This window comes from Pelagicoccus mobilis, assembly GCF_016595505.1.
GTDB classification, from domain to species: Bacteria; Verrucomicrobiota; Verrucomicrobiia; order Opitutales; family Opitutaceae; genus Pelagicoccus; species Pelagicoccus mobilis.
The window spans coordinates 1-15,129 of the sequence record NZ_JAENIL010000070.1 but is presented as its reverse complement, the minus strand read 5'-3'; the positions used below and the strand labels follow the sequence as shown (position 1 = coordinate 15,129).

Annotated in this window: 15 protein-coding genes; 11 read left to right on the top strand and 4 right to left on the bottom strand. The window is 55.4% G+C overall.

The features are described 5' to 3' along the window. Positions 1-53 precede the first annotated feature (53 nt). Both JIN87_RS24605 and JIN87_RS24600 read left to right on the top strand, forming a co-directional pair. Positions 54-392 (top strand): c-type cytochrome, encoded by a 339-nt coding sequence (locus JIN87_RS24605; RefSeq protein ID WP_200358655.1) that lies wholly within the window; start codon positions 54-56, stop codon positions 390-392. Positions 393-457: 65 nt separating this feature from the next. Continuing rightward, positions 458-1,930: a NapC/NirT family cytochrome c gene (locus tag JIN87_RS24600; RefSeq protein ID WP_200358653.1), complete on the top strand. Its 1,473-nt coding sequence runs from the start codon at positions 458-460 to the stop codon at positions 1,928-1,930. 84 nt (positions 1,931-2,014) lie between these two features. Here JIN87_RS24600 and JIN87_RS24595 read toward each other — a convergent pair whose 3' ends face one another. Next, positions 2,015-2,815, bottom strand: coding sequence for a TatD family hydrolase (locus JIN87_RS24595; protein ID WP_200358651.1), 801 nt, complete (start codon positions 2,813-2,815; stop codon positions 2,015-2,017). 156 nt (positions 2,816-2,971) lie between these two features. On the opposite strand from JIN87_RS24595, the gene trxB reads away from it, so the two are divergent. Next, positions 2,972-3,910 carry a thioredoxin-disulfide reductase gene (gene trxB, locus JIN87_RS24590; RefSeq protein ID WP_200358649.1) on the top strand — a complete coding sequence of 313 codons (939 nt, stop codon included), beginning with the start codon at positions 2,972-2,974 and terminating at the stop codon, positions 3,908-3,910. Positions 3,911-4,010: 100 nt separating this feature from the next. Here trxB and JIN87_RS24585 read toward each other — a convergent pair whose 3' ends face one another. Then, entirely contained in the window at positions 4,011-5,213 is a 1,203-nt protein-coding gene (locus tag JIN87_RS24585; RefSeq protein WP_200358647.1) for an IS110 family RNA-guided transposase, read from the bottom strand. A gap of 364 nt (positions 5,214-5,577) precedes the next feature. Continuing rightward, a complete protein-coding gene (locus tag JIN87_RS24580; protein ID WP_234033604.1) occupies positions 5,578-6,972 on the bottom strand; it encodes a M20/M25/M40 family metallo-hydrolase in 1,395 nt (464 codons plus the stop codon). Between the two features lie 94 nt (positions 6,973-7,066). Between JIN87_RS24580 and JIN87_RS24575 the strand changes: the two genes are divergently transcribed. After that, entirely contained in the window at positions 7,067-7,732 is a 666-nt protein-coding gene (locus JIN87_RS24575; protein ID WP_200358645.1) for a GOLPH3/VPS74 family protein, read from the top strand. 58 nt (positions 7,733-7,790) lie between these two features. Here JIN87_RS24575 and JIN87_RS24570 read toward each other — a convergent pair whose 3' ends face one another. Next, positions 7,791-9,287 carry a hypothetical protein gene (locus JIN87_RS24570; RefSeq protein ID WP_200358643.1) on the bottom strand — a complete coding sequence of 499 codons (1,497 nt, stop codon included), beginning with the start codon at positions 9,285-9,287 and terminating at the stop codon, positions 7,791-7,793. Between the two features lie 15 nt (positions 9,288-9,302). On the opposite strand from JIN87_RS24570, the gene JIN87_RS24565 reads away from it, so the two are divergent. The 7 genes from JIN87_RS24565 to hemA all read left to right on the top strand — a co-directional run bounded on the left by JIN87_RS24565 (position 9,303) and on the right by hemA (position 15,095). Further along, positions 9,303-10,301 (top strand): phosphotriesterase family protein, encoded by a 999-nt coding sequence (locus JIN87_RS24565; RefSeq protein WP_200358641.1) that lies wholly within the window; start codon positions 9,303-9,305, stop codon positions 10,299-10,301. Positions 10,302-10,418: 117 nt separating this feature from the next. Continuing rightward, positions 10,419-11,213 carry a thiazole synthase gene (locus tag JIN87_RS24560; protein WP_200358639.1) on the top strand — a complete coding sequence of 265 codons (795 nt, stop codon included), beginning with the start codon at positions 10,419-10,421 and terminating at the stop codon, positions 11,211-11,213. Between the two features lie 39 nt (positions 11,214-11,252). After that, the gene (gene thiH / locus JIN87_RS24555) at positions 11,253-12,401 is read left to right on the top strand and encodes a 2-iminoacetate synthase ThiH (protein WP_200358637.1); all 1,149 of its coding nucleotides are present in this window, start codon (positions 11,253-11,255) and stop codon (positions 12,399-12,401) included. 96 nt (positions 12,402-12,497) lie between these two features. Further along, a complete protein-coding gene (gene thiS / locus JIN87_RS24550) occupies positions 12,498-12,698 on the top strand; it encodes a sulfur carrier protein ThiS (protein ID WP_200358635.1) in 201 nt (66 codons plus the stop codon). A gap of 4 nt (positions 12,699-12,702) precedes the next feature. Next, positions 12,703-13,089, top strand: coding sequence for a Co(2+)/Mg(2+) efflux protein ApaG (locus tag JIN87_RS24545; protein ID WP_200358633.1), 387 nt, complete (start codon positions 12,703-12,705; stop codon positions 13,087-13,089). Between the two features lie 75 nt (positions 13,090-13,164). Next, positions 13,165-14,052: a cytochrome C assembly family protein gene (locus tag JIN87_RS24540; RefSeq protein WP_200358631.1), complete on the top strand. Its 888-nt coding sequence runs from the start codon at positions 13,165-13,167 to the stop codon at positions 14,050-14,052. After that, on the top strand, positions 14,049-15,095 hold the full coding sequence (gene hemA, locus JIN87_RS24535) for a glutamyl-tRNA reductase (RefSeq protein ID WP_200358623.1): 1,047 nt from the start codon (positions 14,049-14,051) through the stop codon (positions 15,093-15,095). Before JIN87_RS24540 ends, hemA begins: the two co-directional genes overlap by 4 nt. The last annotated feature ends 34 nt before the right edge of the window (positions 15,096-15,129 follow it).

The window sequence follows — 15,129 nt, the reverse complement described above, 5'->3', positions numbered from 1 at the left end:
TCTAACCATGAGGCTGAGCACCCGCATCATAGATTCATTGATAGGCCCATAATATGAATACAATAAAGCTAACAACCATCGCGATCGGTCTCTGTACCTCCAGTTCCCTCGTGGCCAGCGATTTCGACATCGCTGCTGCCTGGGAAAAGGATTGTCGCAAATGCCACGCAGAAGACGGCAGCGGCCTCACAAAAAAAGGTCGCAAGCTTCGCTTGAAAGACTACCGCAAAGCGGAGGTCCAAGCAAAGATGTCGGATGAAGAAATAGTGAAAGCGATCAAGGATGGTGTCGAAAAAGACGGCGAGTTCACCATGAACCCCTACGCTGAAGACTACACCGTGGAGGAAATCCACGCTTTCATCGCTTACATCAGGGCGATGAAAAAAGAGTGAGAGAGGCATTCTAAAGGAGAATAGGCCGTCAGCATTGATGATCGCCTTCACTCCCCACTTAGAGCATGAACCCTCTCACCTACTTTCGAAACTGGTTAAGCCTAGTAGGCCTGACTGTTATGATCGGCAGCCTTTTCGCCTTCTTGCTCCTCTTTGCCTTTGATTTGACGACCTCAGGCAGCAATCCATACGTCGGCCTTCTTACTTATATCGTAGCTCCGCTCTTTCTATCCTTCGGATCGATTCTAGCCATTGGGGGCTGGTTCTGGGATCGAGCCCGCAGGAAAGACTCAGCTTCGACACTTCATTTTGATCTGTCCCGATTACGCGATCGTCGGATCTTCTTCGTCTTTGTCGGCGGAGCCATCACCTTCATGTTCGCAACCAGCATTGGCTCCTATCAAACCTATACCTACTCCAACTCCAACCACTTTTGTGGAACCCTATGTCACTCAGTAATGGAGCCTCAATTCGTGGCGTATCCAAACAGCGGACACGCTAAACTAAAATGCATAGATTGCCATATCGGCGAAGGGACATCCGGCACGATAAAAGCGAAATGGCATGGATTGTACAAAGTGTACTCCCTACTGCTCGACAAATACCCAACTCCCCTCGCAGCAGCCCCCAATTACCTTCCTACCACAGAGGAAAGTTGTCTCAAGTGTCACGAGAACGGTCCCGACCTTAAAGACGTAGCTAGGACCTATCATCACTATTTGAGCGATGACGACAACACCCCGTTCTCCGTCTCCCTTCGGCTGAAACTTGGTCCAGACGAAACCACTGCAGCCAAGACTTCCGGCATCCACTGGCACGCAAAGCCCGAAAACCGCGTCGAGTTCACGGAGACAAAGGAGAATCCAAATGTCATTCCTTGGATCCGCTACAAAAGCCCAGACGGATTAACGACAGAATACCACTTTACTCCCGACGAGGAAACCGAAGATCTCCCAGATCTCACAGAGGTTGGTCCGACTCACACGATGGATTGCCTCGATTGCCATAGCCGTCCCGCTCACGACTTCGCCAAGCCTAACGACATCGTCGAAGCCTTTTTGCGCTCCAACAGCGAAACTGCCCCTGCCCTTCCCGAGCTTAAGTACATCATCGCAAAGGCGGTTGACCAGGAATTCGAATCGCAAAGCCAAGTAATGGAGTCGATCGCTAAAGAACTGGAGAAAGAGTACAGCGAACAGGAAATAAAGACCCAGAAGACGATCACTCACTTCAAAGAGGTGTTTGGCAGGAGCGTATTTCCGGAGATGAAAGCCGATTGGCGTACCTTTCCAAATCACATTGGGCACAAAGACACGCTCGGTTGTTTTCGCTGTCACGACGACAAACACAGTACTGCAGATGGCTCGAAAACCCTCTCGGCAAAGAACTGCAACACCTGTCACGATGTGATATCACAAGGGGTTCCCGGCCAAATGGAATTCGCAAATTCCCCCGACACCGAATTCGAGCACCCCGACGGCTCCTACCTCGGATTCACCTGCGCTGAGTGCCATACCGGCGCCCTCCAATTGGAATAGCGAAATGCCCTTCTATTGTGCGGTTTGTTCGCTCAGAGGACAACAAAGGAGCAGATTCCGCTCTCCTCCACGTTTTATAGTCTCTTACTCCAGCCCAAAGAATCGCTTCGCCATCCCAGTCGTCTTCTCCGCGAACACTTCAGGCGACACCCCGAACAACTCCGCGCAAAACTCTGCGGTAAACACCAAATACCCAGGCTCGTTTGGCTTTCCCCTCTTCGGCATCGGAGCCAGATAAGGGGCATCAGTCTCGATCATCAGACGATCAAGCCCTTGCAGCTTCGCCGCCTCACGAACGCTCTCTGCGTTCTTGAAAGTGATTACGCCGGTAAAGCTTCCGTAGCCACCGCGATCCATCAACTGCTTCATCTCGCCCGACCCTTCTGAAAAACAGTGGAAAACGACTTTCGTCCAATCCACCCCGCTCTTGTCGATCATGTCGACACACTCCCCAAACGCACCGCGCGAGTGAATGATCACCGGGCAATCCAACTTTTTCGCCAGTTCCAGCTGTGCCTCACAAGCCGCCACTTGAGCTGAGAAAATCCGAGCCGCCTTCTCCTCGTCCTTCTTCGGCAGGTGAAAGCGATCCAAGCCAATTTCGCCAAGCGCGACCGGCTTCAAGTCCCGGGACCAATAGGCTTCGATCTGCTCGAAGGCCGTTTCCCAGCCCTCCTCGACATGACATGGATGGATCCCCACCGAGTAGTCCACCTGAGAATATTTGGCCGCCATATCATGGTAGAGCTCCCAGTCGTCCGTGTCGGTGCCAACTGTGATCAGCCGCACCAAACCAGCCTCTGCGGCCGCTTCCAGCGTCTCATCCAAGATTCCCTTCCGGGAAAAGCTCTCCAAATGCGTGTGCGAATCAATGATTCCTGCCATGACCAAAAACCGCCAATCAGCAGCCCATCTCGCAAGCTCAATCGCGACTGCTTCTAAACAAAGATGTCCGCTCCTAAACAATTGCCAAAGCGCTTTTCATCGCTTTGCTGCATGACTTTCCAAACTCCCTTCGTTGAGAGAATCTAAATCACAACCATGTCTTCCGAAGTCGAAAACGTCATTATAATTGGAACAGGATGCGCCGGACTCACCTCCGCGATCTACACCTCACGTGCGAATCTCAATCCGCTCGTGCTCGAGGGGAATCTACCTGGCGGCCAGCTCACACAGACCTCCGAAGTCGAGAACTTCCCTGGCTTCCCCGAAGGCGTCGACGGCTTCATGCTCATGGATAGCCTCCGCAAGCAGGCCACCAAGTTTGGAACGCGATTCGGCCAAGCCATCATCGACAGCGTAGATTTTTCCGCTTCCCCCTATACGCTCAAAGCGGGCGATAAGGAGTACAAGGCGAAGTCAGTCATTATTTCCACCGGAGCAGCCCCACGTATGCTCGGCGTTCCTGGCGAAAAGGAAATGTTCGGCGGCAAGGGCGTTACCACCTGCGCGACTTGCGATGGAGCCTTCTACCGCGACATGGACGTAGTCGTAGTCGGCGGTGGCGACACCGCTTGTGAAGAAGCTCTCTTCCTCACGCGTTTCGCCTCCAAGGTATACCTCATCCACCGCCGCGACGAACTCCGCGCCTCCAAGGTAATGGCAGATCGCACCATCGCTCACGAAAAGATCGAGATGGTCTGGGATACAGTCCTCGACGAAGTCGTGGCCGACGACCAAGGCTTTGCTACCGCAGTCAAGGTTACCAACAAGAAGACCGGCGAAGCGTCCACCATCGACGCCAAGGGTATCTTCATCGCGATCGGCCACATTCCAAACACAGGACCATTCGCAGAAGCGCTAGAAACCGACGAGGAAGGTTACTTCAAGCCGACTCTCGGCAGCCAAGTTCAGACCAATATCCCAGGTGTTTACGTTGCAGGCGATTGCGCCGACCACGTCTACCGCCAAGCGATCACCGCAGCGGGCATGGGCTGCCAAGCCGCCATCGAAGCCGAACGCTGGCTCGCCGAACAATAGATTCAAAACTTTCAAAAGCAAAAGCCGCGTTCCTCACAGAACGCGGCTTTTTTGTGAAATCAGAACTGTGGGAGACAGGCAATAGTAGTTCGTCAAGTATTCATTGGGGATTTGACTGTTTGTCGGGTCTGAAAGGCCGGTCCTCTTTGAGTACGCAAACCAGTCTTTCTATCTGTTTTCGCATCACGTCGACGACAGCCTGCCGGTGCGACTTGCCCGCCGCTTTCTGCTTGTCGTAGTAGCTCTTGAGTTGGGCATCGAACTTCAGCGAACAGAACGAGGCCTGGAAGAGCGCGGTTCGGGCGATCTCCACGCCTCGTTTGGAGATTCGCTCCTTGCCTTTCCATTTTCCAGAGCTGCGCGTTCTTGGCTCGGCTCCGAAAAGCGCCTGAATCTTGCGGGCTACCTTGCGTTTCGAGCCGCCAGAGAGGATTTGCGGGGGAAGGAAGGCGAGCACCTTGCTGGCGGTCTTCTCCCCGAACCCTACCAGGCTCATGGCCAACTCGAGCTGTCGGGCTCCCACGCAGGGACGCACCAGCGCGGAGATCTTGCCGTCAAGCTCGTCGAGGCAGCGGTAGAGGCTGTCCAGCTCCCGGATCAGGCATGCCAGCAAGCCTTTGGAGCAAGCGCTCGAGACCGCCTTGACGCCCTCGCTTCGCCCGGCCGCAAGCTTCAGGGCGCGGGCCTTCGAGCCCGCGTACTTGGCCAGCTCGGCTTCGCTAGTGCGGGAAATCTCCGCTGTGGTGGGATAACGCGAAAGCATGGCTCGCGTCTTAGAAGCGGTGAGCTTGAAGCCCAGCTCGGAGAACTCGGGGAACATCGCGTTGGCCAGCTCGCCGGTATGCTTGAGAAGGTTGGTCAAGCAAGAGCGAAGCTGCTTGCGGGCGCTGACGAAACGCTGCAGGCGCACCCTCTGGTCCGAAGCCATGGCGAAACGGCGAAGCAGTTCGTCGGGCTCGCGCAGGCCCAGCTCCGCGAGCTGTTCGGCGTCGATGGGGTCGCTCTTGGCCCCCCGGATCGCGTTTCGCTGACTACGCGCCTTGCTGTACAAGGGATTGATAGCCACCACCTCGCAGCCCTCGGCGGCGAAGCTGTGGCAAAAGCCTATATGGAGCATTCCGGTGGCTTCGGCCACCACCAGAACCGATTCGGGCTTTGCAGGCAGGCAAGCCACCAGCGCGCCCGCCTCTTTGGAACAACGCCCGATCGAGCCCTTGCGAAGCGTTTTCCCCGAGGCATCCAGGCAGTGGTAGCGTGCGGTCTCTTTACTGACGTCCAATCCTATGGTAACTTCTATCTTCATATGCGCAGCAGGTTGTAGGGGTCGAAGACTGGCCCGCCGCCTGCGCTTATAGCCAAGTAAAGGGGGACGGCCCTTTCGGGGCCGTTCCTGTCAGGCGATAAAGGCCGACAGGCCAAAGAACAAAAGGCTCGCAAGCCTAGTCTCCAACGAATGCGCGCAAGCGCGCATGGCGGCCAATCCGAAGGCCTTGCGAGCCTGAAAGCTTAAGGTAACAGCGAAGCGGGCAGGCGGCCAGCCGCTACGCTTGTTCCTGGCGCTTGGGTGGCGGCGAGCTTCGCCCCAAGGGGCTCGCCGCCACCCCAGCTGAACAAGCGGAACTCCCCGTGACTATTACATAAAGCGGCCTTGTGCCGCGACTCTCCTCCTAAACGCCCGCGACCTCCTTCAGCACACGCTTTGAAACCTGAATTCCTTTCTTCAGCACCTCGAGCGACATACTTTCATTCGGGGCGTGCAAATTGTCTTCCGGCAAAAACAGCCCGATCATCACCGAATCCAAACCAGTCACTCGCTTCACATCCGCAATGATTGGAATGCTGCCCCCTTCGCGTAGGAATAACGGCTTCTTGCCAAAAACATCGGTCACCGCCGCATCTGTCGCACGATAGGCCTTCGCCAAAATCTCGCTTTGCCCTTCCGGCGTATTCGGACGATCCGGCGGGACGACTAAATAAGGCACCCCAGTGTGGCCCATATGCACCTCGCCCTTTAGTCCCTTGGGCACGCGGCTCATCAGAGCATCTGCCACTTGTTTCCCAACAACATCGGGCTTCATGTCTCCGACTAAGCGACAGGTGATTTTCACCGATGCTTTGGAAGGTACAATCGTTTTACTTCCCTCTCCCGTGTAACCGCCCCAAAGGCCATTAAACTCAAGTGTCGGCATGTAACGGATTGCCTCAAACGGCGTGTATCCAGCGATCGGATGCAGTGCATCCACACCTACGCTATCCGCATACGCCTCGAGGTCCGATCCGAGGACTTTTAGCTCTTCTCGCTCCCAATCCTCAACCTCAGTCACGTCATCATAGAATCCGGGAACATTCACCCGATTCTCGGGCGTGTGCAACGACGCGCAAATCTCCGCCATCGCTTGCAATGGATTATAAACCGCACCGCCATGTAGACCTGAGTGAAGATCCGACTTAGGTCCCTGCAAGTGAAATTCCATCTCAACGATGCCTCGCAGGCCGACCGTAACCGCAACCTGATCCGCACTCGGACTCAAGGTATCCGAGAGCAGAACAAAATCAGCTTCACTCAACTCCTCCTTACGCTCCTCCAGCAATGGCAACAAACTCGGGCTACCAATTTCCTCCTCACCCTCAATTAAGAAGGTGATACGAAGCGGCAGATCAGGATTCTCCTCCAACAACTCCGCAACCGCAGCGATGTGAGCCATCTGAGGACCTTTGTTGTCCGCAGTTCCACGACCATAGATCCGGTCGCCCTTGATCGTCGCCTCGAACGGCTTCGTCTCCCAGAGCTCGATTGGGTCCACCGGCTGAACATCATAATGTCCGTAAATGACGACATGAGGCCACGATGGCTCACCGGTCCTGCGAGCCATCACAATCGGATGTTTATCCGTATTCACAATCTCGACACTCAGGCCGAGGTCACCCAACATCGTTGCCACAAAATCCCGCGTCTGCCCCATTCCTTCCTTAAAGGCTGAATCAGCAGAAACACTTTGATAAGAAATATACTCTTTCAGCTTCTCGATCGCATCAAACATGCCACCAACAGAAGCAGTCATCCCGGCAAAAGCAACAATGTAGGGACGACCTTGGTAACAGACCGGTAACACAATTCCCCTAAACTCCGCTCAAAAATTCAACCTTCATTCAGAAATGCTCCATCTCTACCAAGAAATCACCCTCCTCGCTCTGCGAGACGACAAAGGCACCGTTTCGATCGAACACCTCGATCGGATCCTCGCGGGCGCATTGGTCGCGGAGCTCATCCTGGAAAAGCGCATCGCGGTCTCTCCAGACAAGAAGCGCTTCATCGACCTGCTCGATGCCAGCCCGAGTGGTGACGCGCTCCTAGACGAGTGCCTTCAGAAAGTCTCTACCGCCAAGCGACGAGCTCGCCTCTCGACTTGGATGAATCGATTCGCAGGCATAAAGCGGATTCATCACCAAGCAGCGGAGAGTCTGGTCGCCAAAGGGATCCTGAAAAAGGAAACCGCGAAGCTCCTTCTCGTCTTCAACCGCACTGTCTACCCGGAGGTGGACTCGAAACCAGAGCAAAAGATAATCGAACGGCTCGAACGAATCATCTTCACTTCGCCCGCCGAAGTCGAAGCCCGCGACGTTGTGCTCCTCTCGCTCGCAAACTCGGCCGCCCTTCTCACACAAATCTTCGGTCGCAAACGCCTGAAACCACAAAAGGCCCATATCAAGCGAGTCACCGAAGGCGAACTCGTCGGCGAGGTCACCCGCGAAATCATCGAAACAATAAACGCAGCCATCATCGTAGCAGCGGTGATCGTCCCCGTGGTCGTAAGCTCCTAGCGTCGCACAAACCGTAGCGCGGTGCTTCAGCCCGCGACCGCAATGCAGGATCCCCCCCCTACAACCGCCTCAACCCCTTACTCATACCGAGCAAAACTAACCCACACTCGTTTGCCGCTTCGCGCAGCGAATCCTGAGCTTCGGAAATGGGAAGCAACACCGCCCTCACTCCCAGAACCTTCATTCGCTTCAAAGTTGCCGGTTCGACCTCAGGTCCATCAAATACCGCCACCGTATTCGCAAGCTCAATACCGCATTCCTCGATGGCTGACCAAGCACGCTTGCTCGAATAGTGCCCAGTTTCTAGAGCGATAAGACGTTCCCCGCTCACGATCGCGATCGATGCGGAATCGGTGTGCCGCACAACCTTCGCTCCGAAGAGCAATGCCTCCCAATCATCAACTAGCGGTTGGGCTAACCCGAGCACCGTCCACTCCATTGGGTTGATTGCTGCTCGATCCTTATCCTGTACAAGCACACCACCGACAACGCTACGAACCTCTTGCAGAGCTTCATAACCTAGACCGGATATAGACGCGATCGCAGTCACCTTTTCGACTCCACTTAAACCGGCAAACTCTTCTTCAGAATAATCAGGAGCGAGCACGCCAGCTACTTCGCTCTCAATCGCTTTCGCTAAACCATCCACTCCTGCACTGCCGTTAACAACAAGCCAGGAACCCGCCAAATCTTCATGACTCAAAACACGATCCAATACCGCCTCTAGCTCGCTCCCGCAGCAGGCTGTCACGACCTTACCATTTCGAAGCAACGCCGCCGCCGGCCGTTCGAATTCTCCGATCAAATAAGCCGCCCGCGACACAGTAAGCACTGCAGCGTAGCTCAACTTCGGCCCTGAGACATGGCGAAAGTGTTCATAAAATCCGCCATAAACCGCCGCCAGTTGGTGGCTATTCTCTCCCGTATCCAAGAGTTCAGCGCGCGACCATGCAAAGCGCATCGCTTTCGAATAGCCACTCAAGGCCCCCATATCTGGAGCATCCGCGCCTTGCACTTCCAAGTATTGAGCCACCGCGAAGTCAAACTCGCTAGCCGCCCGCAATGCCGCAGTCGCACGCTCCATCCTGAAAGCCTGACGAAACTTGCCTCCATTTTCACGCAGCTCTTCGAGCGCAGAATCGTAGTCCGCTGGATTTCCGAGCACAGCCGTTTGATTCACAGCCCAACCAGCAGCCCGAATCGCCTCCACAATTCCCCGATCAAAGGCTCCCAAGGCCGACTTCCAAGACATGAAGGACCGCCCAGCCGTTTCCACGTCCACGAAGTTCGCCACAAGCAGCGTAATACCCTGCTCCGCATCCATGATAAGGGAGACCGCATCCTTGTCTTCAACCAACTCGCAGGCGATCCCCTTCGATTCGAGAGCATCCACCGCTACTTGGTTTCCCGAGAAGGCATACCCAAACTCGCCAGCCAATGACTCGGCCAAGGAAGCCACTCCGCTTGCTTCGCGCACAACGATTAACGCTCGATTCGACATTCGCTCTATCTCTCCAGCAATCGACTCGCCCTCAAGCCATTTCCGTCGTTTCATGCTCCCTGAATTCCGATGATCAAGTTTTTGCCACTCGCCCTCCTCCTCGCGACTCACGCGATCGCAAGACCACAAATCATGACCGTCGCTGGTATGATCGACGCTGAGGACTTCGGCAAATCGCTCATACACGAGCACATTCTGGTCGATTTCATTGGCGCAGCCGAGACTGGCTACCACCGCTGGGACAGAGCAGCTGCCGCTAAAGCCATGCTTCCCTACCTGGAGGAGCTCGCGCCCCATGGCATCCAGTCCTTTGTGGAATGCACTCCGGCCTATATCGGCCGAGACCCCATCCTTCTCAAAACACTATCCGATCAGAGCGGCCTACACATCGTCACCAACACCGGCTACTACGGAGCCCGCCAAAACAAGTTTCTCCCAGAACACGCCCACACCGAAACCGCCGATCAACTCGCCGCCCGCTGGACCCTCGAGTGGACCGACGGAATCGAAGACACTGGCATAAAACCAGGATTCATAAAAATCGGCGTCGATCGCGGCTCTCTATCGGATCTCCACAAGAAACTCGTCATTGCCGCAGCAAAAACCCACCTGGAAACGGGACTCACCATCGCTTCTCATACAGGCCCCGGCCCAGCAGCCCTCGAGCAAATCGAGCTTCTCAAAGAACACGGAGTCTCCCCCTCGGCATTCATCTGGGTGCACGCCCACAACGAAACCGACCTTTCGAACCACCTCGAAGCGGCCCAACAAGGGGCTTGGATCAGCCTCGATGGAATCAGGTTCAGGTCGGTCGAGCGCATTTTCGATCAAATCGAGAACCTCCGTGCCCACGATCACCTCGATAGAATACTTCTTTCTCACGATGCAGGCTGGTACCGCCCCGAGGAAGCCGACCCCGCTTCGAAAGTTCGTCCTTACACAGATCTTTTCGCGCTCCTTCTGCCTCGCCTCCAAGAAGCCGGCTACACTCAAAACGAAATCGACCAGCTTCTCATAAGGAATCCGGCAAAGGCCTTAACCATACAAGTCCGCAAGCATCAGAAATAGGACAGTATTAGCGAGACCACTGCATTACCGAAATTAATTCACTCTCCGCCTCTTGGCATTCGCATCTTTTCCTATTGCCCTCGCGCCCGCGCCCGCTGAAATTCCCCGTTTCCTAGCATGACGCAGCAAACGACACAGCCACTGAAAATCGGAGATCGCGAGTTCACCTCTCGCCTTTTTGTCGGCACCGGCAAATTCAGCAGCAACGAAGCGATGCGCGACGCCGCAGACGCCTCTGGATCCGAGCTCGTCACCGTCGCCCTCAAACGGGCAAACCTCACCTGCGACTCAGACCCATTCGCCAACATCCTCGATTTTCTCAAGTCGGACCGTTATCTCATCCTCCCGAACACCTCCGGAGCGATGAATGCCGAAGAAGCGATTCGCATCGCCCGTCTCGCCGCAGCTGCAGGACTTCCCAAGTGGGTGAAGCTAGAGATCCATCCCGATCCGAATTACCTGCTCCCCGATCCGATCGAAACCTTGGCTGCTGCAGAGGTCCTCGTAAAAGAGGGCTTCACGGTAATGCCCTACATCAATGCGGACCCCGTGCTCGCCCTTCGTCTCCAAGACGTCGGCTGCGCCACTGTCATGCCACTCGGAGCACCTATCGGCTCCAATCGCGGCATCGAAACCCGTGCCCAGATCGAAATCATCATCGAGCAAGCTCGCGTGCCCGTCGTCGTTGACGCCGGCATTGGAGCGCCCTCGCACGCTGCTGCAGCGATGGAAATGGGAGCGGATGCCGTTCTCGTAAACACAGCCATCGCGATCGCCCCTGATCCTGCCGCCATGGCCCGAGCATTCGCCAAAGCCACTGAAGCCGGTCGTGAAGCCTACGAAATCGGTCTCGGAGCGACCTCCACCAAAGCCGAAGCATCCAGCCCGCTAACGACTTTTCTCAACGCGTAAGCCTCAGGTAGGAGCGACCTTGGTCGCGAACACACCACCATGTCCACTTTCTCAGAAAAGTTCAAAACGCTCAATTTCGACCGGCCACTCGACATCGCAGCCACCGCGTCTAGCGCTACGGTCGAACGTATTATCAGCCAAGGCCGAGCCCGTACGCTCAACGACTTCGCAGCTCTGCTCTCCCCAGCCGCCGAAGCCTATCTAGAGCCACTCTGCCATCTCTCGCAGAAGCTCACCCAAAAACACTTCGGAAAGACCATCCGCATGTTCGCGCCACTCTACCTCTCCAACGAGTGCGTCAACGTTTGCAAGTATTGCGGTTTCTCGCGTCACAACGACATCCCACGCATCACCCTCGATCTTGAGACCGTAGAAAAAGAAGCCCGCATCCTACACAACCAAGGCTTCCGCTCTATTCTGCTCGTCGCCGGAGAACACCCGAAGTACGTATCAAACGGATACGTAGAAGAGTGCGTCAAACGCCTCTCTAAATTCTTCCCAAGCATCGCTCTAGAGCTCGGTCCACTGGAGTCCGAACGCTACGAACCACTCGTCAACGCTGGTTGCGAAGCGCTTCTCGTGTATCAGGAAACCTACGACGAGGAGACTTACCGAGCTCTCCATACAGCCGGACCAAAGAAACACTTCCACTGGCGAATGGATACCCCTGAACGCGCCTATGCTGCAGGATTCCGCCGTCTCGGTATCGGCGCCCTATTCGGATTACACGACTGGCACAAGGAAGCTCTCGCTCTTGCTTCACACGCAGAGCACATCCTCCAGCATTGCTGGAAGGCTCAACTCAACGTATCCATGCCTCGAATGCGTCCCGCCAAGGGCGAATGGGAGCAGGTCGAGTTTCTTAAGGACCACAATTTCGTCCAAGTTATCACCGCCCTCCGCATCTTCCTTCCCCATGTGGGAATCACACTCTCGACGCGCGAGCCGGCTTCGCTGCGCGACGGGCTCGCCCCCATCGGCATCACCACCATGTCCGCCGGCTCCAGCACTGAGCCAGGTGGCTATAGCTCTTTTGACGAGACAACCTTCCAGCAAACGCGCGAACAAGAAGGCGAGCAGTTTCATATCGCCGACGAGCGTTCTCCCGCCGAGGTCGCTGCTGTTCTTAACAAACTCGGCTACGAAGCAGTCTGGAAAGACTTCGACCAATCCCTTATCCAAGCCTAAGAAAAAGAGATATAGCCCACGACGATCACTAAGATCCACTAAGCCTATTTTTGACCTTCGTGCCACTTCGCGTCCTTCGTGGGAAACAAAAGCAAAATGACCATCACCGCTAACGGACAGTCTTTCGATCTCGAGTCAGGCACCACACTCCCTGCCTTCCTCGAATCAATCGGGCACAAAGTCGGCCTCGTTATCGTCGAGCGCAACAAGCAGGCCCTCTCGCCGAGCGAGGCCGCAGACGTCACGCTGGAAGACGGCGACACCCTTGAAGTTGTCAAGATCGTCGCTGGAGGCTGAGCTCATGCAGAGCACCCCTTCCGAAGAACTCGAAGGATTGGTCGTAACGCTCGACGACCTTCGCTATCAATACGGCGGTCCTAACGTTCCACCAGAGACGCCACACGTCTTCATCTATTTTATAACCATCGAGAATCAATCCAACCGCACCGTGAAACTCCTCGGTCGCAAATGGATCATCCAAGACGAAGATGGTGAAACCATGGTCGTAGAGGGCGACAAGATTGTCGGCGAAGAACCGGAACTCCTTCCCGGCGAGCAATTCTCCTATAACAGTTTCCACATTGGATCCTGCGACGCCACGGCCCACGGCAGTTTCCACGGCCGCGACGAATTCGGCGACAAGGTCCACTGCCTGATCCCCGAATTCGAAATGCGAATCCCAGACTAGGAGGGCAATGCTCCGTCATTGCCTTGACCTAGCAACAGCGAGCCCATTTACCGTTTTCAAACCAACACCAAGCACATGGACAACGTACTCTTCGGACTGACAGACAAACAGTGGATCTGGATCGCCACTGTCGTTTTCGCGTCCACCTTCGTGCTCGGAACCTATTCAGCGCTCAAGCTCCGCCGAAAAACCGGGCGCCCCTACGTTCTCGCTTTGGTATCGTTCGGCTGGATCCTGCAGACCATCGGCCTCTACGCCCGCGGGCTGCAGTATGGAGGCTGTCCTCTCTCCAACCAATTTGAATTAGTCCAGTTCATGGTCTGGTCCGCGATCGCCATCTACATTTTTGTTGGCCCAGCTTTCCGTGTCAGTCTACTTGGCGTCTTCACCTCCGGTTTCGCCTGCTTGTTCTCGATCCTATCCTTAGTCTTCAGGCATTGGGACGACCCGAGCCGCGAGCCGATATTCGGAGATTCGCCTTGGATCGAAACCCACGCCGCCCTTGCTCTCTTCAGCTACGGCGTCTTTGGAGTCCTCGCTCTCACTTCGGTCATGTATCTTTCCCAGAGTAGAGCTCTCAAAAGTAAAAAGGTGGTGGGTGGACTCTTCCCCTTTCTCCCTTCCATCGTCGAGCTAGCCAGTATCAACGTGCGGCTCCTGATCATGGGGCTGACTATTCTTACAATTTCCCTCGGAATCGGCTACAGCTACTTCGTGCAGGACCTCGAGTCCGTGCTCACTCTCAAGCTCGCCTCAACGGTCGCTGTATGGCTCGCCTATGCCATCCTGCTCGCGCTCCGCATCAAGTTTTCACTTACATCCAAGAAATTCGCCTGGTCCTGTCTGGCGGTATTCGCCGCCGCCTTGCTCTCTCTCTACGCAGTTGACCAAAACTCCGAGCCCAAGCCTGACTCTTCGGAACAAGCTTATTTTCCCCACTCATCCGATACTGAGGTCTCATGAGCCAAGGGAACGACTCCTTTTTTGTACTTAGCATCAACCACGAAAAAGCTCCCCTCGAAGTAAGGGAGAAGTATTCGCTGGACTCTGCCAAAGTCGGCCAACTCTACGACGAGCTGGATAATCGCCCTAGCGTATCCGAGTCTTTAATACTCAATACGTGCAACCGCTTCGAACTCTACACGCGCCTTCAGCAAGGAGCGAGTTCGAACGAAGTCCTCGATCTACTCGCGTCTTTTTACGGCACGACAGCCGACGACGTTAGCGAGCACCTACACCTCGATTCCGGACAACAAGCGGTCCAGCACCTCATTGAAGTATCCGCTGGACTTCGCTCTCAAATCACAGGCGAAGCCGAGATCCTCGGCCAGGTTAAAACCGCCTACGCCACCTCGCAGGAAGCGGGACACGCCGGCAAGGTGATCAACCGCGTTTTCCAGAAAGCCTTCCAGGCCGCCAAGCTCATCCGGACTTCTACCGCTGTTTGCCAAGGCCAAATCAGTATCGCCAGCGTGGCAGTCGACCTTGCCACCAAGATTTTCGGAAATCTCTCATCCGCCGCCGCCCTCTCGATTGGAACGGGCGAGATTGGCGAGAACACGGTCGCTTCCCTACGAGCACGCGGAGCGCGCCAATTCGCGATTGCGAGTCGATCATCTGAGCGAGCCCGCGAAGCCGCTGAACAATGGGGCGGTACCCCAAAGGTTCTGGGTGAGCTCGAAAGCTACTTGGCGGACTATGACATCGTAATCGCCGCAGTCGGTTCCGAAGAGCCCGTAGTCACTCGACAACTACTCAAGACCTGCGGCATTCAAAAACGCGAACGCCCCCTCTTTTTGATAGACCTCGGTCTACCTCGAAACATCGAGCAAAGCTGTGAAGACTTCGACAACGTCTTCCTCTACAATCTAGACGACCTCGCCAACATCGCAGAGGAGAATCTAGCCCATAGAAAAGAAGCAGTCGTCGAATCGAAAGAGATAGCCGCCCAAAAGTCCCAATTCATCTGGAACGCCATCCTGAAGCGACAGAACTTCCTGAGGTAGCTCAAGGTAGCGCCCGCTGTCCCAGCGGGCATCT

Excerpts from the sequence above, each read along its gene's own strand:
- trxB (WP_200358649.1), top strand. The coding sequence starts at position 2,972 with ATGTCTTCCGAAGTCGAAAACGTCATTATAATTGGAACAGGATGCGCC.
- JIN87_RS24600 (WP_200358653.1), top strand. The coding sequence starts at position 458 with ATGAACCCTCTCACCTACTTTCGAAACTGGTTAAGCCTAGTAGGCCTG.
- JIN87_RS24595 (WP_200358651.1), bottom strand. The coding sequence starts at position 2,815 with ATGGCAGGAATCATTGATTCGCACACGCATTTGGAGAGCTTTTCCCGG.
- JIN87_RS24575 (WP_200358645.1), top strand. The coding sequence starts at position 7,067 with ATGCTCCATCTCTACCAAGAAATCACCCTCCTCGCTCTGCGAGACGAC.
- JIN87_RS24585 (WP_200358647.1), bottom strand. The coding sequence starts at position 5,213 with ATGAAGATAGAAGTTACCATAGGATTGGACGTCAGTAAAGAGACCGCA.
- JIN87_RS24565 (WP_200358641.1), top strand. The coding sequence starts at position 9,303 with ATGATCAAGTTTTTGCCACTCGCCCTCCTCCTCGCGACTCACGCGATC.
- thiS (WP_200358635.1), top strand. The coding sequence starts at position 12,498 with ATGACCATCACCGCTAACGGACAGTCTTTCGATCTCGAGTCAGGCACC.
- JIN87_RS24540 (WP_200358631.1), top strand. The coding sequence starts at position 13,165 with ATGGACAACGTACTCTTCGGACTGACAGACAAACAGTGGATCTGGATC.
- JIN87_RS24580 (WP_234033604.1), bottom strand. The coding sequence starts at position 6,972 with ATGACTGCTTCTGTTGGTGGCATGTTTGATGCGATCGAGAAGCTGAAA.
- JIN87_RS24570 (WP_200358643.1), bottom strand. The coding sequence starts at position 9,287 with ATGAAACGACGGAAATGGCTTGAGGGCGAGTCGATTGCTGGAGAGATA.
- hemA (WP_200358623.1), top strand. The coding sequence starts at position 14,049 with ATGAGCCAAGGGAACGACTCCTTTTTTGTACTTAGCATCAACCACGAA.
- JIN87_RS24545 (WP_200358633.1), top strand. The coding sequence starts at position 12,703 with ATGCAGAGCACCCCTTCCGAAGAACTCGAAGGATTGGTCGTAACGCTC.
- JIN87_RS24560 (WP_200358639.1), top strand. The coding sequence starts at position 10,419 with ATGACGCAGCAAACGACACAGCCACTGAAAATCGGAGATCGCGAGTTC.
- thiH (WP_200358637.1), top strand. The coding sequence starts at position 11,253 with ATGTCCACTTTCTCAGAAAAGTTCAAAACGCTCAATTTCGACCGGCCA.
- JIN87_RS24605 (WP_200358655.1), top strand. The coding sequence starts at position 54 with ATGAATACAATAAAGCTAACAACCATCGCGATCGGTCTCTGTACCTCC.